Below are 14,227 nucleotides of genomic sequence, written 5' to 3'. Positions count from 1 at the left end.
GTCCGGGAATGGACCCCCTAGTCTAAAGCAACCCACCCCACGATGCCGAAGCTCGACAGCTACCTGTTCCGCGAATTCGCCCAGGCCACCTTCGCGGCCCTGGTGGTGCTCATGGTGGTCAGCCTCGGCGGCGTGTTCGCCGATGTCCTCGGCGACATCGCGCGCGGCCGGGTGCCGGCTGGCTTGATGCTGTCGCAGCTCGGCCTGCAGGTGCTCAACTATCTGCCGCTGATCCTGCCGCTGGGTCTGATGATCGGCCTGCTGCTGTCGGTCGGCCGCCTGTACCGCGACTCGGAGATGCCGGTCCTCACCGCCACCGGCGTCGGCCCGCGCCGTCTGCTGCGGCCGGTGCTGATGCTCGTGGTGCCGATGGTCGGCTTCATCGCCTTGTGTTCGCTCTGGCTGGGGCCCTGGGCGCGCGACTATTCCCAGCGGATGGTCGAGGCCGGCAACCGCAGCCTGCTGCTGGCGGGCCTCGATGCCGGCCGGTTCGTCGAACTGCCCGGCGGCCGCGGCGTGGTCTACATGGGCGGCATGTCCAACGACGGCAGCCACATGGCGCGCGTCTTCGTCTACCAGCAGGACGAGGACCGCATGGACGTCACCACCGCCGCGACCGGCGAGCTGAAGGTCGAGGACAGTGGCGACCGGTTTCTCGAGCTCGGCGACGGCTTCCGGGTCGAAGGGCCGCTGCGCGAGGGCATGGATTTCCGGATGATGCGCTTCGCCAGCAATGAGCTGCAGTTGCCCGATGCCGATGGCCGGCGCGACGAGGACGACCCCGCGACCGCCTCCACCCTGGCCCTGTTCGGCGACGACCGCCCCGAGGCCAGCGCCGAACTGCATTTCCGGATCGCACCGCCACTGCTGGCGCTGGCGTTCGCGCTGATGGCGGTACCGCTGGCGCGAAGCCCGCCGCGACAATCGCGCTACGGCCGCACCATGCTGGCCTTCCTCGGCTATTTCGTCTCGGTGAACCTGATGATGCTCGGGCAGGACTGGATCGCCGACGGCAAGATCGGCGCCGGTATCGGCCTATGGTGGTTGCTGCTGCCACTGCTGGCCCTCGGCATCTGGAGTTATGCGCGCGATGGTCAGCCCGGCCGCCGCCGGAGGGTCGCCGCATGACCCGCCTGCTGCCCGGCCTGCATACGCTCTACGTCGCCCGCACGGTGATCGTCACCGTCCTGCTGACCTGGGCGGTCCTGGTCGGCGTGGACCTCGTGGTCAGCGGCCTGCTGTCGGAGATCGACAACATCGGCGAAGGCGGCTACACCACCGTGTCGGCGCTGACCTACGTGCTCTACACCGTGCCTCGGCGCGCCTACATGATGTTTCCGACCGCCGCGGTGATCGGGTCGCTGATGGGATTGGGACAGCTGGCGGCGACCTCCGAACTGACCGCCCTGCGGGCGCTGGGCCTGTCGCGGCGGCGCATCGCACTGGCGGCCGCGGTACCGCTGACCCTGCTGACCGCCCTGATGATCGTCAACGGCGAGACCCTCGCCCCGTGGGCGCAGCGTTCCGGCGACACGATGAAAGCGGCCGCGCGCTCCAACGATCTCGTCGTCGCGCGCTACTCGGGGCTATGGGCCCGCGAGGGCAACACCTTCCTCAACGCCCAGATCGGTCAGCAGCGCAGCGAGGCCGGCCGCAACTGGCTGGAACTCGGCGACGTGCGCCTGTTCGAATTCGACGACGACGGCCGCCTGGTCTCGGTGGCGCGTGCCGACGTGGCCGAGCACACCGGCGACGGCTGGCTGCTGCGCGGCGTGGATCGGACCTGGTTCGAGGAGCGATCGGTCACCCAGACCGAAGCCATGGAAGAAACCTGGACATCGCAGCTCGATGCGGCCTCGCTGGCCACCGCGGGCAATCTATGGCGACCGCGCTACCAGACCGCGGCCGACCTCAGGCGCGGCATCGACTATCGCCAGCGCAACGGCCTGGATGCCGCCGAGTACGAAGAGCACTACTGGGGGCGCTGGTTCTATCCATTCAATGTGCTCGCGCTGTGCCTGGCGGCGATTCCGTTCGCATTCGGCAGCCTGCGCAGCGGAGGCCTCGGCCGGCGGCTGTTCATCGGTGTGGTGTTCGCCCTGGGCTTCTGGCTGCTGCAGAACCAGTTCGTGCGCATGGCCGGCGTCTACCGGTTCGACTTCAGGATCGCGTACCTGATGCCACCGCTGCTGATGATGGCGGTGTCGTTCTTCCTGTTCCGGCGCCGCAGCGGCTGAGCCGGGGACTGCATCCATCCGCGCGGAACCCGGCCGCTCTCCGTGACCCGCTCGACGCCGTCGCCGATCGTCAGCGCGCCGGCTCGGCCGGCGCTCCGGGCGGCGTCCGCGGGTCCGGCCCGGACCCTGTTTCGGGCATCGCATCACGCGTCGCGTCGATCTCCGGCTCGGGCATCAGTTCGAGCGCCATGACGATCGCATCCTCGCGGCCGTTCGCGGCCGGGTAGTAACGCGGCCGCCGGCCGATCTCGTTGAAACCTTCGTCGTGGTAGAGCGCGACCGCGTGGGGATTGGAAGGACGCACTTCCAGGAACACACGCTGCGCGCCCTGCGCGCGGGCGATTCGCAGCAACGTGCGCAGCAGGCGACGGCCGTGACCGCGCCGTTGCGTCGACGGATCCACGCAGACGTTGAGGACATGCGCCTCGTCCGCAGCGAGGCTCAGGACGCCATAGCCGATCAGCGTCGCCCCGTCGTGGAGCAACCACGCCTGATAACCGGCGCGCAGGCAGTCGCGGAAAATGCCCTGTGTCCAGGGAAACGGATAGGCGCGACGCTCCACCGCCATGACCGCGTCGAGATCGTCCTCGCGCATCGGCCGCAACGGCAACGGAGGATCGCCCCCGATCGCGCGGGCGCTCACGGCGCGCGGCTCCGGAGTGCGCGCAGGCGCGGCCACAACGCGCGCTTGGCCGCGGCGTCGCGCAACTGCGCGACCGCCGGCCACTCGCGGCACAACCGGGCGGCCTCGGGATCGTCGAGCGACCGGCCGGCCGCCCGCAACAGCGCTCGCGACAACGGATCGTCCGGAGGTGCACCGGCATCGGCACCCGCCTCTCCGACGCGCCGATAGAGCCGATAGCCGAACGCGGACAGGGCATCGCGCTGGGCCGCGTCCCAACTCACGCCGTCGCTCCGCTCCGGCGTCGCCAGAACCACTGCACCGGTCCCGACAGCAGATACAGCGACGAGGCCGCCAGCAGGGTCTTGGGGGGGTCGATCCACAGCGCGATCAATACGGCCACCGCGATCAGCAGGGCCACGAACGGCACACGATCCGCCTTCGGTCCACTGCCGCTGCCCTTGAAGCTGGTGTAACGGATCCGGCTGACCATGGCGAGTCCCGCGATCACGGTCACCGCGAGCGCGGCGTAGCGCAACTCGCCGCCACGCAGACCCAGTTCGTGGCACGTCCAGACGAAACTCGCCACCAGCCCGGCGGAGGCCGGACTGGCCAGACCGACGAACCACCGCTTGTCGACAGTGGCGACCTGACTGTTGAAGCGCGCCAGCCGCAACGCAGCGCAGGCCGCGTAGAGAAACGCGGCCAGCCAACCGACCCGCCCGAGCGTCGCACCGTCCAGGCGCAGCTCGATCAGCGCCCAGTGGTACATGACCAGCGCCGGCGCCATGCCGAAGCTGATCAGGTCGGCCAGCGAGTCGTACTGCACACCGAACTCGCTCTGGGTGTTGGTGAGCCGGGCGACCCGGCCATCCACCCCATCCAGGATGGCGGCGACGAAGATCGCCATGCACGCCGCACCGAACCGCCCCTGCGACGCGGCGATGATCGCGAAGAAGCCCGCGAACAACCCGCCCGTGGTGAACAGGTTGGGCAGGAGATAGATGCCTCGGCCGCGCTGGCGCGGGGCTGCGGCGATGTCCTGATCGTGATCCATCGCCCAAGTTTAGCGGTACGCGGCCCCCTTCGCGGAAGCCGCGGGTTGCGTCGCCGCGGCCGCGGTGCTGCAATCCCGCCTACGCCTTCAGGGAGTTTCCGCCATGCGCTTTCCGCTTTCCGGGCTCGCCCTGGGTGTCTTCGCGCTGCTGCTGCCGGCCGTCGCCGTGGCCCAGGAGATCTACCAGTGGAAGGACGCCAATGGCGTGACCCACTTTTCGGAAACCCCGCCGGCCAGCGGCGCCTACAGCCAGCGCCGCATCACCCAGCACAGCGTGACCCCGCCCGCGGCCGCACCCGCGGTCTCGACAACCGCCACCGCCGCGCCCGCCAGGCCGCAGGAAAACCCCCGCGCCACCCAGTGCCAGACCGCCAGGGCGAATATCGACGCGCTGACCAGCGACGCGCAGGTCCAGCAGGACGACGGCAGCGGCACCCCGCGCGTGCTTTCCGACAGCGAGCGCGCAGCCCAGCTCGATTTCGCCCAGGCCGCGGCACGCGCGTACTGCGACTGAGCGGTCGAAACCCCGCGAAACCCCACCGGCTGGACATGCCGCTGGTGTCGGAGCGCGTGGCACAATGCCCGGCCCCGATCAGCCCCGGCATCCCGATGCGCCTGTCGCAGTTTCACCTCCATACCAGCAAGGAAACACCGGCCGATGCCGAAATCGTCAGCCACCGGCTGATGTTGCGCGCGGGCCTGATCCGCAAGCTCGCCGCCGGCATCTATACCTGGTCGCCGCTGGGCCTGCGGGTGCTGCGCCGGGTCGAAATGGTGGTGCGCGAGGAAATGGAACGGGCCGGCGCGGTGGAGTTGCTGATGCCTTCGGTACAACCGCGCGAATTGTGGGAGGAGACCGGGCGCTGGGAGAAATTCGGCGGCCAGTTGCTGAAACTCCAGGACCGCAAGGAATCCTGGTACTGCTACGGCCCCACCCACGAAGAAGTCATCACCGATTTCGCCCGCGCGGAACTGTCCAGTTACCGCCAGTTGCCGGTCAACTTCTTCCAGATCCAGACCAAGTTTCGCGACGAGATCCGTCCACGCTTCGGCGTGATGCGCGCGCGCGAATTCCTGATGAAGGACGCCTATTCGTTCGACATCGACGATGCCGGCATGGCCCGCCAGTACCAGGCGATGTACGACGCCTACGTGCGTATTTTCACCCGGCTCGGGCTCGAGTTCCGGGCCGTGGAAGCCGATACCGGCGCGATCGGCGGCAGCGCGTCGCACGAATTCCAGGTCCTCGCGGAATCCGGCGAGGACGCGATCGCGGTGTCCACCGGCTCCGATTACGCGGCCAACGTGGAAATGGCCGAGGCCGCCGCGCCCAGACCGCGTCCGGCACCCGGCGCCGCCATGCAGCGGGTGGACACGCCGACCCAGAAAACCTGCGAAGCCGTGGCCGAATTGCTCGGCATCGCGCTGGCTCGCACCGTCCGCACCGTGGCCGTGATGGGCAGCGACGGTTTCACCGTCGTCCTGCTCCGCGGCGACCACGCCCTCAACGAAATCAAACTCGCCAAGCTCCCGGGCCTGGGCGATTACCGCATGGCGACCGAAAGCGAAATCGCCGACCATCTCGGCAGCGAGCCCGGTTTTCTCGGCCCGGTCGCGACGGCCCGCCCGGTGCGGGTGGTCGCCGATCGCGAAGTGGCGGCCATGGCCGATTTCGTCGTCGGCGCGAACGCCGCGGGCCATCACCTGACCGGCGTCAACTGGGGTCGCGACCTCCCCGAGCCCGACCAGGTCGCGGACCTGCGCAATGTCGTCGCCGGGGATCGCGCCGTCGACGGCGGCACGCTCCGGCTCGTGCGCGGCATCGAGGTCGGGCACGTGTTCCAGCTCGGGCGGCGCTATGCGGAAGCCATGGGGTTCCACGTGCTCGACGAACAGGGCAAGGCGGCGGTCCCGGCCATGGGTTGCTACGGGATCGGCGTGTCGCGCATCGTCGCCGCGGCCATCGAGCAGAGCCACGACGACGCCGGCATCGTCTGGCCGGAGCCGATGGCGCCTTGGCAGGTCGCGGTCTGCGTCATCAACCCGAAACAGAATCCGGACGTGATCGAGGCGGCGGAAGCCCTGCATCGCGAACTGATCGACGCGGGCCTGGACGCGGTGCTGGACGACCGCGGACTGCGCCCCGGGGCGATGTTCGCGGATATCGAGCTGATCGGGATTCCGCATCGGGTGGTGGTGTCCGAGCGCGGCCTGGCGGCCGGCATGTTCGAATATCGCGCCCGCCGTGGCGATGCCGCCGAAAATCTCGATCGCGGCAGCCTGCGCGCCCGCCTCGGCCTTTCCGCGTAACACCGCGCCACGCGCGCCTGGCGCCTGGCGCTCTCCGCTGTTGTCGGCAGCGAGGCCGGTCATCCGCCGGCCCGTCGCCCCATGCGCCCAGGCGTCTCCCGGGGAAAGCCGAAGGGAATGACGCATCGATTATGCGACCGACCGCCGCATTTTCATTTCCCGCCCCACCCCTGCCATTCGACAGGGTGTAATCGCCTGCGGCCTTGCATTATGATGCGCCGGATACTCCAGGGACGGCCCATCCAAAACCCCTAAGCCGGAGCCCCGAATGGCCATCGATCTGAATCAACTTTCCCCCCGCGAGCTGGATTCGCTGATCAACCAGGCGAAGAAGCGCAAGACCACCCTCAAGAAGCGCAAGTCTCCGGCCGCTGTACGTCGCAAGGTCGAAGCGCTGCTCAAGACCGAGGGTTATACCGCCGAAGAACTGTTCGGTTCGGGCAAGGCCGCCGCGCCGCGCCGCGCGAGCAAGACTGCCGGCACCGCCCCGGCCGCCGGCCGCAAGCTGGGGAAGGTGGCACCGAAGTACCGCAATCCCGGCAACAAGACCGAAACCTGGACCGGTCGCGGCAAGCAACCGCGCTGGCTGGCGGCCGAAGTCGCCAAGGGCAAGAAGGTCGAGGATTTTCTGATCAAGTAAGCCGTGCATCCCTCGCAGGACCCGATTCGAAAACGCCGGCCATGCCGGCGTTTTTCGTTGGGATCCGCCAGAACCCGCCCATGCAGGCCCTTCGGCCCCGCGCATTTCGAGCCTCGATTTATTTAGATGGCCGTTAAAGGCTCTTGCGCGCCGGCAACAGAAGGTTGCCGAAAATCAGTCCTGCCAGCAGTGCCAGGATGATGTTGAGCACCCCGAGCATCGCTTGCTGGCCGACGGCCACGTCCTGCTGCTGGAAGAGGGTCAGCACCCCCCGCAGCGCGACACTGCCCGGCACCAGCATGATGATGCCGGGCACCCGCACGATGGCGCCGGGCCGGTTGGCCCAGCGCGCATAGCCGTTGCCAAGCGCGGTGATCGTGAGTGCCGAGGCGAACAGGCCGATCGAAGCCCCCAGTGCCAGGCCCACATAGCGCGAAATGAGATATCCGCAAATCGCCGCGGACATCACCAGCAGATAATCGCGGCGACCTGCGCGGAACAGTACGGCGAACGCGAACGCGGCCACCAGCAGCGCGACCCATTCCACCCAGTCGGGCTGCGGGCGCCAGGCGCGCACCTGCGGTTCGAGACCGATCAACTGGGCGACGGTCAACGCGATCATGGTGCCCACCGTGAGCTTCATCACCGTCGTGACCGCACCGGCGAACCTCGCGGTCCCCGACACCAGGTGCTGGCTGGTCAACTCGTTGACCGCATTGGTGAGCGCCATGCCGGGCAGCATCACGATCAGCGAGGCGATGATCACCGTGTTGAGGTTCAAGGGCGCGAGCAGCGCCGCGACGGCGATCGCGACCAGGCCGGCGAGCATGCCGGCCACCGCATCGGAGGCTTCGCGCAGACGCTTGCTGCGCCGGGTGACCACATCGAGCTGCCCGATCAGCAATCCGATCAGGGCCGCGGTGCCCAGATCCAGCCAGGGCAACCGCCACAGGCCGGCCACACCCGCGGCGACCATGCCGTAGGCGAGTACGTGAACGAGATTGCCGCGCCAGCCGGGGCGGCGCAGCTCCAGTGCCAGCAGCGCGGAGTGCCCTTCCGACAGCCCCAGCCGCCCCGCCACCACTTCCTCGGTGATACGGTCGACCTCACCGAGTTTGTACAGGTCGACCTCACCGGGCGACATCCGGATGACCCGGGTGGTGTCGCTGTCGCCCGGCGGACGGTGCGGGTCGCTGAACGACAGCACCATCCCCGTCGGGTTCACCCAGGGCTCGCAATCCAGACCCAGCTTCTGCGCGACCTCGATCACCGCCCCTTCCAGACGCTGCGCCGTGGTGCCGTAGGCGTGCAGGTGCTCCGCCAGCTCGACCACGAAGGCGATGCGGGCGGCGTAGCCATAGGAACTGGGGGACGGGTAATCCATCCGCACAGGATGGCATGCGGGCGGCGCCTACGCAGCTTCATGCACAGGCTTGTCACCGGATTGCGTACTCTATGGCGACCTGCCACCGCCGTCCCGCCCACGCATGACAGACGCCGCTCCCACCCTCGATGCCGACACCCAGGACGGGTGTCTGGTGTTGCATGGGCGCTGGACCCTGGAGCACGCCGGCGCCATCAGCACCCTCCTGCGCGGCGCGCCCGAACAGATACGGAACATCGACGTCACCCGGGTCGAACGGATCGACTCGGTCGGCGTACTGCAGCTGATGCGCTTCGCCCAGCGTCGGGAGCTGGCGTTCGACGGGTTCCGGTTCCGCGACGACCATCGCGCGCTGGTCGCGGCGATCGAGGACGTCAACGACGACCGTCCCTCGAAGAAGAAGGAGTACGGCTTCGCCGCCGCGCTCGCCCGGCTCGGCTATGCCGTGGTCGACAACGGCCGCGAGATCCTCACCCTCATCAGCTTCCTTGGCGAGAACCTGGTCAAGCTGATGCGCCTGATCAAGGAACCGTCGCGCTTCCGCATGACCCCGACCGTGCATCACATGGAGCAGGTCGGCCTCGACGCGGTGCCGCTGGTGGTGCTGCTGTCGTTCCTGGTCGGCGCGGTGATCGCGTTCCTGGGCTCGACCATCCTCGCCGAGTTCGGCGCGCAGATCTTCGTGGTGGAGCTGGTCAGCATCGCCTTCCTGCGCGAGTTCGGCGTGCTGCTGACCGCGATCATCCTGGCCGGCCGCACCGCCAGCGCGTTCACCGCACAGATCGGGGCGATGGTCAGCCGCGAGGAAGTCGACGCGATCCGTACCCTCGGCCTCGACCCGATCGACCTGCTGGTGCTGCCGCGGATCATCGCGCTGATGGTGATGCTGCCGCTGCTGACCTTCCTGGCGATGATGGCCGGCCTCGCCGGCGGCCTGACGGTCGGGGTCTTCAGCCTCGACATCCCGCCGCAGGGTTATCTGGCCCGGTTCCAGGACACGTTCGAGCTGCGTCACATGATCGTCGGCCTGGTGAAGGCGCCCATCTTCGCGCTGCTCATCGGCCTGATCGGCTGCCTGGAAGGCCTGCAGGTGGAAGGCACCGCGCAGTCGGTCGGCGAGCGCACCACTTCCAGCGTGGTGCAGTCCATCGCCCTGGTCATCATTCTCGACGCGATCGCCGCGATCTGGTTCATGGAGGTGGGCTGGTGAGTGCGCAGACGACGTCCGCATCCGGTGCGCCGGGCGGAGACGACGAGCTGATCGTACGCGTGCGCGGCCTGGTGAACCGCTTCGGCGAGCAGGTCGTGCACGACGAACTCGATCTCGATGTGCGCCGCGGCGAAATCCTCGGCGTGGTCGGGGGCTCGGGAACCGGCAAGTCGGTGCTGATGCGCTCGATCCTCGGTCTGCGCCGGCCCAACGCCGGCAACATCGAGGTCTTCGGCATCGATGCACTGAGCGCCGACGCGGACGCCCAGGCGCGCATCGATCGCAATACCGGCGTGCTGTTCCAGGACGGCGCCCTGTTCTCGTCGCTGACGGTCGGCGAGAACGTGGAGGTGCCGCTCAAGGAGCACTACCCCGACATCGGCGCCACGCTGCGCTACGAGCTCGCGCTTCTGAAGATCAAACTCGCCGGCCTGCCGGCCGACGCGATCGGAAAACTGCCGGCGCAACTGTCGGGCGGCATGCGCAAGCGCGCCGGTATCGCGCGCGCGCTGGCGCTGGATCCGCCGTTGCTGTTCCTGGACGAACCCACCGCGGGCCTGGATCCGATCGGCGCGGCGGCCTTCGACGATCTGGTCAAGACCTTGCAGCAGGCGCTCGGCCTCACCGTCTTCCTGATCACCCACGATCTCGACACCCTGTACGCCATCTGCGACCGCGTCGCGGTCCTGGCCGACCGCAAGGTCCTGGCCAATGCGCCGCTGTCGGAGATCGAGCAGGTGGACCACCCCTGGGTGCAGTCGTATTTCCACGGACCGCGCGCACGCGCGGCACGTGGCGACGGCGACACCGGCGCGCACGCGAAAGCACTGGAAACCTGACGATGGAAACCAAGTCCAATTACGTTCTCATCGGCGCCTTCACCATCGCGGTGTCGGTGTTCGGCCTGTTGTTCGCGCTGTGGGCGGCCAAGTACGCCTCCGACCGCAGCTGGCAGAACTATGCGGTGGTCTTCAACGAGCCGGTGACCGGGCTGTCGGAGGGCAGCAGCGTGCAGTACAACGGCATCGCGGTCGGGACCGTCACCGGTCTCCAGCTCGCGCCGGAGGATCCGCGCCAGGTCGTGGCCGAGCTGCGCCTGGACGCGCGCGCGCCGGTGCGCACCGACACGCGCGCCCGGCTGTCGATGACCAGCCTGACCGGCGCACCGATCATCCAGCTCACCGGCGGCAGCCCGGAATTGCCGCGCCTGATCGACGTGTCCGAACGCGACACCCCGATCATCCTCACCGAACCGTCCGCACTGCAGAACATCGCCGACACCGCCAACCGGCTGGTCGAACGCATGGACCAGGTCCTGAGCGAGGAGAACGTCGAGCGCATCTCGCAGACGATGGCCAACATCGAACAGGCGACCGGCTCGCTCGCCGACAGCCGCGAGGACATCCAGGGCCTGCTGGCCGCTGCGCGTTCGGCCAGCGAACGGCTGGAGGAGACCCTGGGCACGACCAACCAGACGATCCAGACCATCGACCGCGAACTCGTGCAGGAGCTGCCGGGCATGGTCGCGCGGCTCGACGCCACGCTCGCGAAGTTCGACTCCGCCGCGGACGGCGCCGACGCCATCCTCAACGAGAACCGCGCCGCGATCCACAGTTTCGCCAACGACGGCCTCGCCCAGCTGGGCCCGACGCTGTCGGAGCTGCGCGCGCTCACCCGCGATCTGCGCCGGATCAGCGACCGTCTCGAAAGCAATCCCGCCCGTTACCTGCTCGGCCGCGACGCACCCAAGGAGTTCGAACCCGAATGAACGCTATTCGCCCACACGGTTCACGCCCGCTCGCCTGGATGGCCCTGGGCCTCGCCACCGCGCTGCTGGCCGGTTGCGGCAGCCTGCTCGGCGGCGGCGACCGCAACGCGCGCGCCACCCTGTACGCCCCGCAGGTCGCGGTCCAGGCCGACCCCGCGTGGCCCCAGGTGGACTGGCAGCTGAGCATCATGCGCACGACCGCACCGCGCATGGTCGACAGCCCACGCATCACCGTGCGTCCGACGCCGGCCGAGCTCCAGGTCTATGCGGGCGCCTCCTGGGCCCAGCCGGCCACGGAGCTGGTCGAGGGCTCGATCCTGCGCACCTTCGAGGATTCCGGCCGCATCGCGGCCGTCGCCGCGGCGGGCGCCGGGATCCGTGCGGACTATCGGCTGGTGATGGAACTGCGACGCTTCGAGTCCGACTATGCCGGGCAACAATTCCCCAGCGCCACGATCGAACTGTCGGCGAAGCTCCTGCACAACCGCGAACAACGCGTGGTCGCCTCGCACACCTTTCTCGAGGCGGTACCGGCGGCCGGCACCGATGTCGGCCTCGTCGTCGATGCGTTCGGCGACGCCCTGACCCGGCTGTCCCACGACATCGTCGGCTGGACGCTCACGCACGGGGCGGCCGACGCCCGTCGCACGCCCGCCGTGGATCCCAACGCCCCGATGTCCCTCACCCCGGGCGACTGAGCGCCACGCCGGCGCTCGCCGGGCGCGGCATCGAGGCTGCGCCGCGCCCGGCTTCGGCCTTGTACCCGGACGGACCGGCAGCGGTGCCGGCTCGACTGCAGCGCGGCCCGCTCAGCCCGCGTGCGGGTCGCTCATGCGGTCGGGACTGAACACCAGGGTCGCGATCACGCCCCGCACCTCGCCCGGGACCACGCGGACGTGCCATCCGTAGAGATCGCACAGCCGGCGCACGATCGACAGGCCGATGCCGCCGCCCTGGGAATGCTCGGCATGCGAGCCGCGGTACCCACGCTCGAACAGGCGTGCCGCATCTTCCGCGCTGAGGCCGGGCCCGCTGTCGATCACGTCCACCGCACCATCGCGCACCCGGACCACGACGTCGCCGGACGCCGTGTACTTGACCGCGTTGCCGATCAGGTTGCCCAGCGCCACCGCGATCGCCGCCTCCGGGGCGTCGATCACGAACTCGCCCTCGCCCAGCCCCTCCAGCCGAAGCTCGAGCGATTTGCCGCCGACCTGGGCACGATGCGCGTCGAGCAGATGATCGGCTGCACGCGCCACATCCGTCCGTCCCGGACCGCGCTCGTTGCGCGACAGCAGCAGCAGCGCGCTGATCAGATCCGTGCATTGCTGCTCGGAACGCTGGATCCGCAGCAGACGGGCCTGGGTTTTCTCGTCGATGCCGGGGCGGGCGAGCAGCAGCTCCACGGCGCCCTTGATCACCGCCAGCGGCGTGCGCAGTTCGTGGCTGACGTCGGCATTGAACTCGCGGTCGCGCTGCACGACCTCGGTCAGCCGCACCGAGTAGTCGTCCAGCGCGCTGGCGAGCTGGCCGACTTCGTCGTCTGCGAACTGCGGCGCCAGCGGCGCGTGCTGGCCCGCCGCACCGTAACGGCGCAGGCGCAGCGCGAGCTCCGACACCGGACGCATCACCCGCGATGCCGCCCACCAGCCCACCAGCAGCGAGAGCAGCGAGAACACCACCACGGCCCCGTAGATCGCGCGCTGGAACTGCGCCTCGCCACGGATCGCCTGGGTCATGTCGTAGGCGAGGAAAAACCATTCCTCCGACGTCTTCCGCACCGCGAGCTTGTAAGCGAACGCGTTGCCGTCGTCGTCGATGCCGCTGAGGTTGTGGATGCCGTTGCCCAGGTTCACCCATTCCGGGAAATCGCGGCGCAGGCGCGCGATCCGGTCGGGCGTGAAGATGTAGCCGCGCATCTGCTGCACGGGCAGGTCCGGGCTACGCGACGGATCGCTGTAATAGAGGTGTGCGTACTCGTCGATGTTGCGATTCATCACATCCTCGACCAGCGTGTTCTCCACCCGGTTGCGCGCGTACTGGGTGGCGAAGGCGAACAGCAGGGTCAGGCCGAGGCCGAGCAGCAGGAACGAGAGGATGATGCGGCTGCGCAGGCGCCGCCGGTACCGGCGCGCGCCCCGCAATGCGGGAGCCGCGGCTTCAGCTTCCGCCATCGGGCGCGGCGATCCGGTAGCCGATACCGTGGCGGGTCTGGATGTAGGGCACCTCGAACGGCTTGTCGACCACCGCGCGCAGACCGTGGATGTGCACGCGTAGCGAATCCGAATCCGGCAATTCCTCGCCCCACACCCGGGTCTCCAGGTCCTGGCGGGTCACCACTGCCGGGGATGCTTCCATCAGCGCCTGCAGGATCTTCAGCGCGGTCGGGTTGAGCTGCAGCAATTTGCCCTGGCGGCGCACCTCGAGGGTGTCTAGGTTGTATTCCAGTTCGCCCACGTCGAGCACCCGCGTCTGCACCCCGCGACCGCGGCGCGACAACGCATTGAGCCGGACCTCGACTTCCTGCAGCGCGAACGGCTTGATCAGGTAGTCGTCGGCCCCGGAATCGAAACCGGCAAGCTTGTTGTCGAGCGAGTCGCGGGCGGTGAGCATCAGCACCGGCGTCTGCTTGCGCGCATCGTTGCGCAACTTGCGACAGACCTCGAGCCCATCCATGCCGGGCAAATTGAGGTCGAGCACGATCGCATCGAAGTCGTGCACCACGGCCAGATGCAGGCCCGTCACGCCGTCCGCGGCGAAGTCGACGGTATGGCCGCGGTCTTCCAGGTAATCGCCGAGATTCGCGGCGATGTCCTGATTGTCTTCGATTACGAGAATTCGCATGGGCAGACCCTTGGGAGACGGGTGAACAGAGCGAGTTTCCACATCCCAGGCATCTCCGGCGTGAATGCGGGATCGCAGTATCCCACAGACCTGCAGGGAGCTCGCCGAAGTCCGAAGCGCATCACACACGCCTCGTCCCGTGCCAGCCGACGTGG

The 14,227-nt window shown here is 68.6% G+C and carries 14 protein-coding genes and 1 pseudogene; 9 read left to right on the top strand and 6 right to left on the bottom strand.

Annotated elements, in window-relative coordinates; genetic code table 11:
• Positions 1-42: 42 nt before the first annotated feature.
• Both lptF and lptG read left to right on the top strand, forming a co-directional pair.
• Positions 43-1,128 (top strand): LPS export ABC transporter permease LptF, encoded by a 1,086-nt coding sequence (gene lptF, locus RG19_RS01635; RefSeq protein ID WP_058833735.1) that lies wholly within the window; start codon positions 43-45, stop codon positions 1,126-1,128.
• Positions 1,074-2,237, top strand: a complete 1,164-nt coding sequence (gene lptG / locus RG19_RS01630) for an LPS export ABC transporter permease LptG (RefSeq protein ID WP_202905365.1) — start codon at positions 1,074-1,076, stop codon at positions 2,235-2,237. Before lptF ends, lptG begins: the two co-directional genes overlap by 55 nt.
• A gap of 166 nt (positions 2,238-2,403) precedes the next feature.
• On the opposite strand, the pseudogene rimI reads toward lptG, so the two are convergent.
• The 3 genes and pseudogenes from rimI to pssA all read right to left on the bottom strand — a co-directional run.
• Positions 2,404-2,832: pseudogene (gene rimI, locus RG19_RS01625) on the bottom strand (ribosomal protein S18-alanine N-acetyltransferase); the annotation flags it as partial.
• A gap of 44 nt (positions 2,833-2,876) precedes the next feature.
• Positions 2,877-3,143: a hypothetical protein gene (locus tag RG19_RS01620; protein ID WP_157515126.1), complete on the bottom strand. Its 267-nt coding sequence runs from the start codon at positions 3,141-3,143 to the stop codon at positions 2,877-2,879.
• A complete protein-coding gene (pssA, locus tag RG19_RS01615) occupies positions 3,140-3,916 on the bottom strand; it encodes a CDP-diacylglycerol--serine O-phosphatidyltransferase (RefSeq protein WP_058833732.1) in 777 nt (258 codons plus the stop codon). Before pssA ends, RG19_RS01620 begins: the two co-directional genes overlap by 4 nt.
• A gap of 103 nt (positions 3,917-4,019) precedes the next feature.
• Here pssA and RG19_RS01610 point away from each other — a divergent pair, with 103 nt between their 5' ends.
• The 3 genes from RG19_RS01610 to RG19_RS01600 all read left to right on the top strand — a co-directional run bounded on the left by RG19_RS01610 (position 4,020) and on the right by RG19_RS01600 (position 6,866).
• A complete protein-coding gene (locus tag RG19_RS01610; RefSeq protein WP_058833731.1) occupies positions 4,020-4,430 on the top strand; it encodes a DUF4124 domain-containing protein in 411 nt (136 codons plus the stop codon).
• 95 nt (positions 4,431-4,525) lie between these two features.
• A complete protein-coding gene (locus RG19_RS01605; RefSeq protein ID WP_058836352.1) occupies positions 4,526-6,226 on the top strand; it encodes a proline--tRNA ligase in 1,701 nt (566 codons plus the stop codon).
• A 268-nt stretch (positions 6,227-6,494) separates the two neighbouring features.
• Positions 6,495-6,866 carry an H-NS histone family protein gene (locus RG19_RS01600; protein WP_058833730.1) on the top strand — a complete coding sequence of 124 codons (372 nt, stop codon included), beginning with the start codon at positions 6,495-6,497 and terminating at the stop codon, positions 6,864-6,866.
• A 133-nt stretch (positions 6,867-6,999) separates the two neighbouring features.
• Here RG19_RS01600 and RG19_RS01595 read toward each other — a convergent pair whose 3' ends face one another.
• The gene (locus RG19_RS01595; protein ID WP_058833729.1) at positions 7,000-8,250 is read right to left on the bottom strand and encodes a threonine/serine exporter family protein; all 1,251 of its coding nucleotides are present in this window, start codon (positions 8,248-8,250) and stop codon (positions 7,000-7,002) included.
• A 103-nt stretch (positions 8,251-8,353) separates the two neighbouring features.
• Between RG19_RS01595 and RG19_RS01590 the strand changes: the two genes are divergently transcribed.
• Genes RG19_RS01590 through RG19_RS01575 form a run of 4 tightly spaced genes read left to right on the top strand, consistent with a single transcriptional unit; the run spans position 8,354 to position 11,926 of the window.
• Positions 8,354-9,460, top strand: a complete 1,107-nt coding sequence (locus RG19_RS01590) for an ABC transporter permease (protein ID WP_058833728.1) — start codon at positions 8,354-8,356, stop codon at positions 9,458-9,460.
• Positions 9,457-10,299, top strand: a complete 843-nt coding sequence (locus RG19_RS01585) for an ABC transporter ATP-binding protein (RefSeq protein ID WP_058833727.1) — start codon at positions 9,457-9,459, stop codon at positions 10,297-10,299. The genes RG19_RS01590 and RG19_RS01585 overlap by 4 nt, the downstream gene beginning before the upstream one ends.
• A gap of 2 nt (positions 10,300-10,301) precedes the next feature.
• Positions 10,302-11,228, top strand: a complete 927-nt coding sequence (locus RG19_RS01580; protein ID WP_058833726.1) for an MlaD family protein — start codon at positions 10,302-10,304, stop codon at positions 11,226-11,228.
• Positions 11,225-11,926, top strand: a complete 702-nt coding sequence (locus RG19_RS01575) for an ABC-type transport auxiliary lipoprotein family protein (protein WP_058833725.1) — start codon at positions 11,225-11,227, stop codon at positions 11,924-11,926. The genes RG19_RS01580 and RG19_RS01575 overlap by 4 nt, the downstream gene beginning before the upstream one ends.
• A gap of 111 nt (positions 11,927-12,037) precedes the next feature.
• On the opposite strand, the gene RG19_RS01570 is transcribed toward RG19_RS01575, so the two are convergent.
• Positions 12,038-13,402, bottom strand: coding sequence for a sensor histidine kinase (locus tag RG19_RS01570; RefSeq protein WP_058833724.1), 1,365 nt, complete (start codon positions 13,400-13,402; stop codon positions 12,038-12,040).
• Positions 13,389-14,072 (bottom strand): response regulator transcription factor, encoded by a 684-nt coding sequence (locus RG19_RS01565; RefSeq protein ID WP_058833723.1) that lies wholly within the window; start codon positions 14,070-14,072, stop codon positions 13,389-13,391. The genes RG19_RS01570 and RG19_RS01565 overlap by 14 nt, the downstream gene beginning before the upstream one ends.
• Positions 14,073-14,227 lie beyond the last annotated feature (155 nt).

Source organism: Luteimonas abyssi, from assembly GCF_001482195.1.
Classification (GTDB): domain Bacteria; phylum Pseudomonadota; class Gammaproteobacteria; order Xanthomonadales; family Xanthomonadaceae; genus Luteimonas; species Luteimonas abyssi.
The sequence above is the reverse complement of the archived record's forward strand: the minus strand, read 5'-3'. Positions and strand labels throughout refer to the sequence as shown.

Coding starts and splice junctions, on each gene's coding strand:
- RG19_RS01580 (WP_058833726.1), top strand. CDS start 10,302: ATGGAAACCAAGTCCAATTACGTTCTCATCGGCGCCTTCACCATCGCG.
- lptF (WP_058833735.1), top strand. CDS start 43: ATGCCGAAGCTCGACAGCTACCTGTTCCGCGAATTCGCCCAGGCCACC.
- RG19_RS01590 (WP_058833728.1), top strand. CDS start 8,354: ATGACAGACGCCGCTCCCACCCTCGATGCCGACACCCAGGACGGGTGT.
- RG19_RS01595 (WP_058833729.1), bottom strand. CDS start 8,250: ATGGATTACCCGTCCCCCAGTTCCTATGGCTACGCCGCCCGCATCGCC.
- RG19_RS01610 (WP_058833731.1), top strand. CDS start 4,020: ATGCGCTTTCCGCTTTCCGGGCTCGCCCTGGGTGTCTTCGCGCTGCTG.
- RG19_RS01600 (WP_058833730.1), top strand. CDS start 6,495: ATGGCCATCGATCTGAATCAACTTTCCCCCCGCGAGCTGGATTCGCTG.
- RG19_RS01605 (WP_058836352.1), top strand. CDS start 4,526: ATGCGCCTGTCGCAGTTTCACCTCCATACCAGCAAGGAAACACCGGCC.
- RG19_RS01565 (WP_058833723.1), bottom strand. CDS start 14,072: ATGCGAATTCTCGTAATCGAAGACAATCAGGACATCGCCGCGAATCTC.
- RG19_RS01570 (WP_058833724.1), bottom strand. CDS start 13,402: ATGGCGGAAGCTGAAGCCGCGGCTCCCGCATTGCGGGGCGCGCGCCGG.
- pssA (WP_058833732.1), bottom strand. CDS start 3,916: ATGGATCACGATCAGGACATCGCCGCAGCCCCGCGCCAGCGCGGCCGA.
- RG19_RS01575 (WP_058833725.1), top strand. CDS start 11,225: ATGAACGCTATTCGCCCACACGGTTCACGCCCGCTCGCCTGGATGGCC.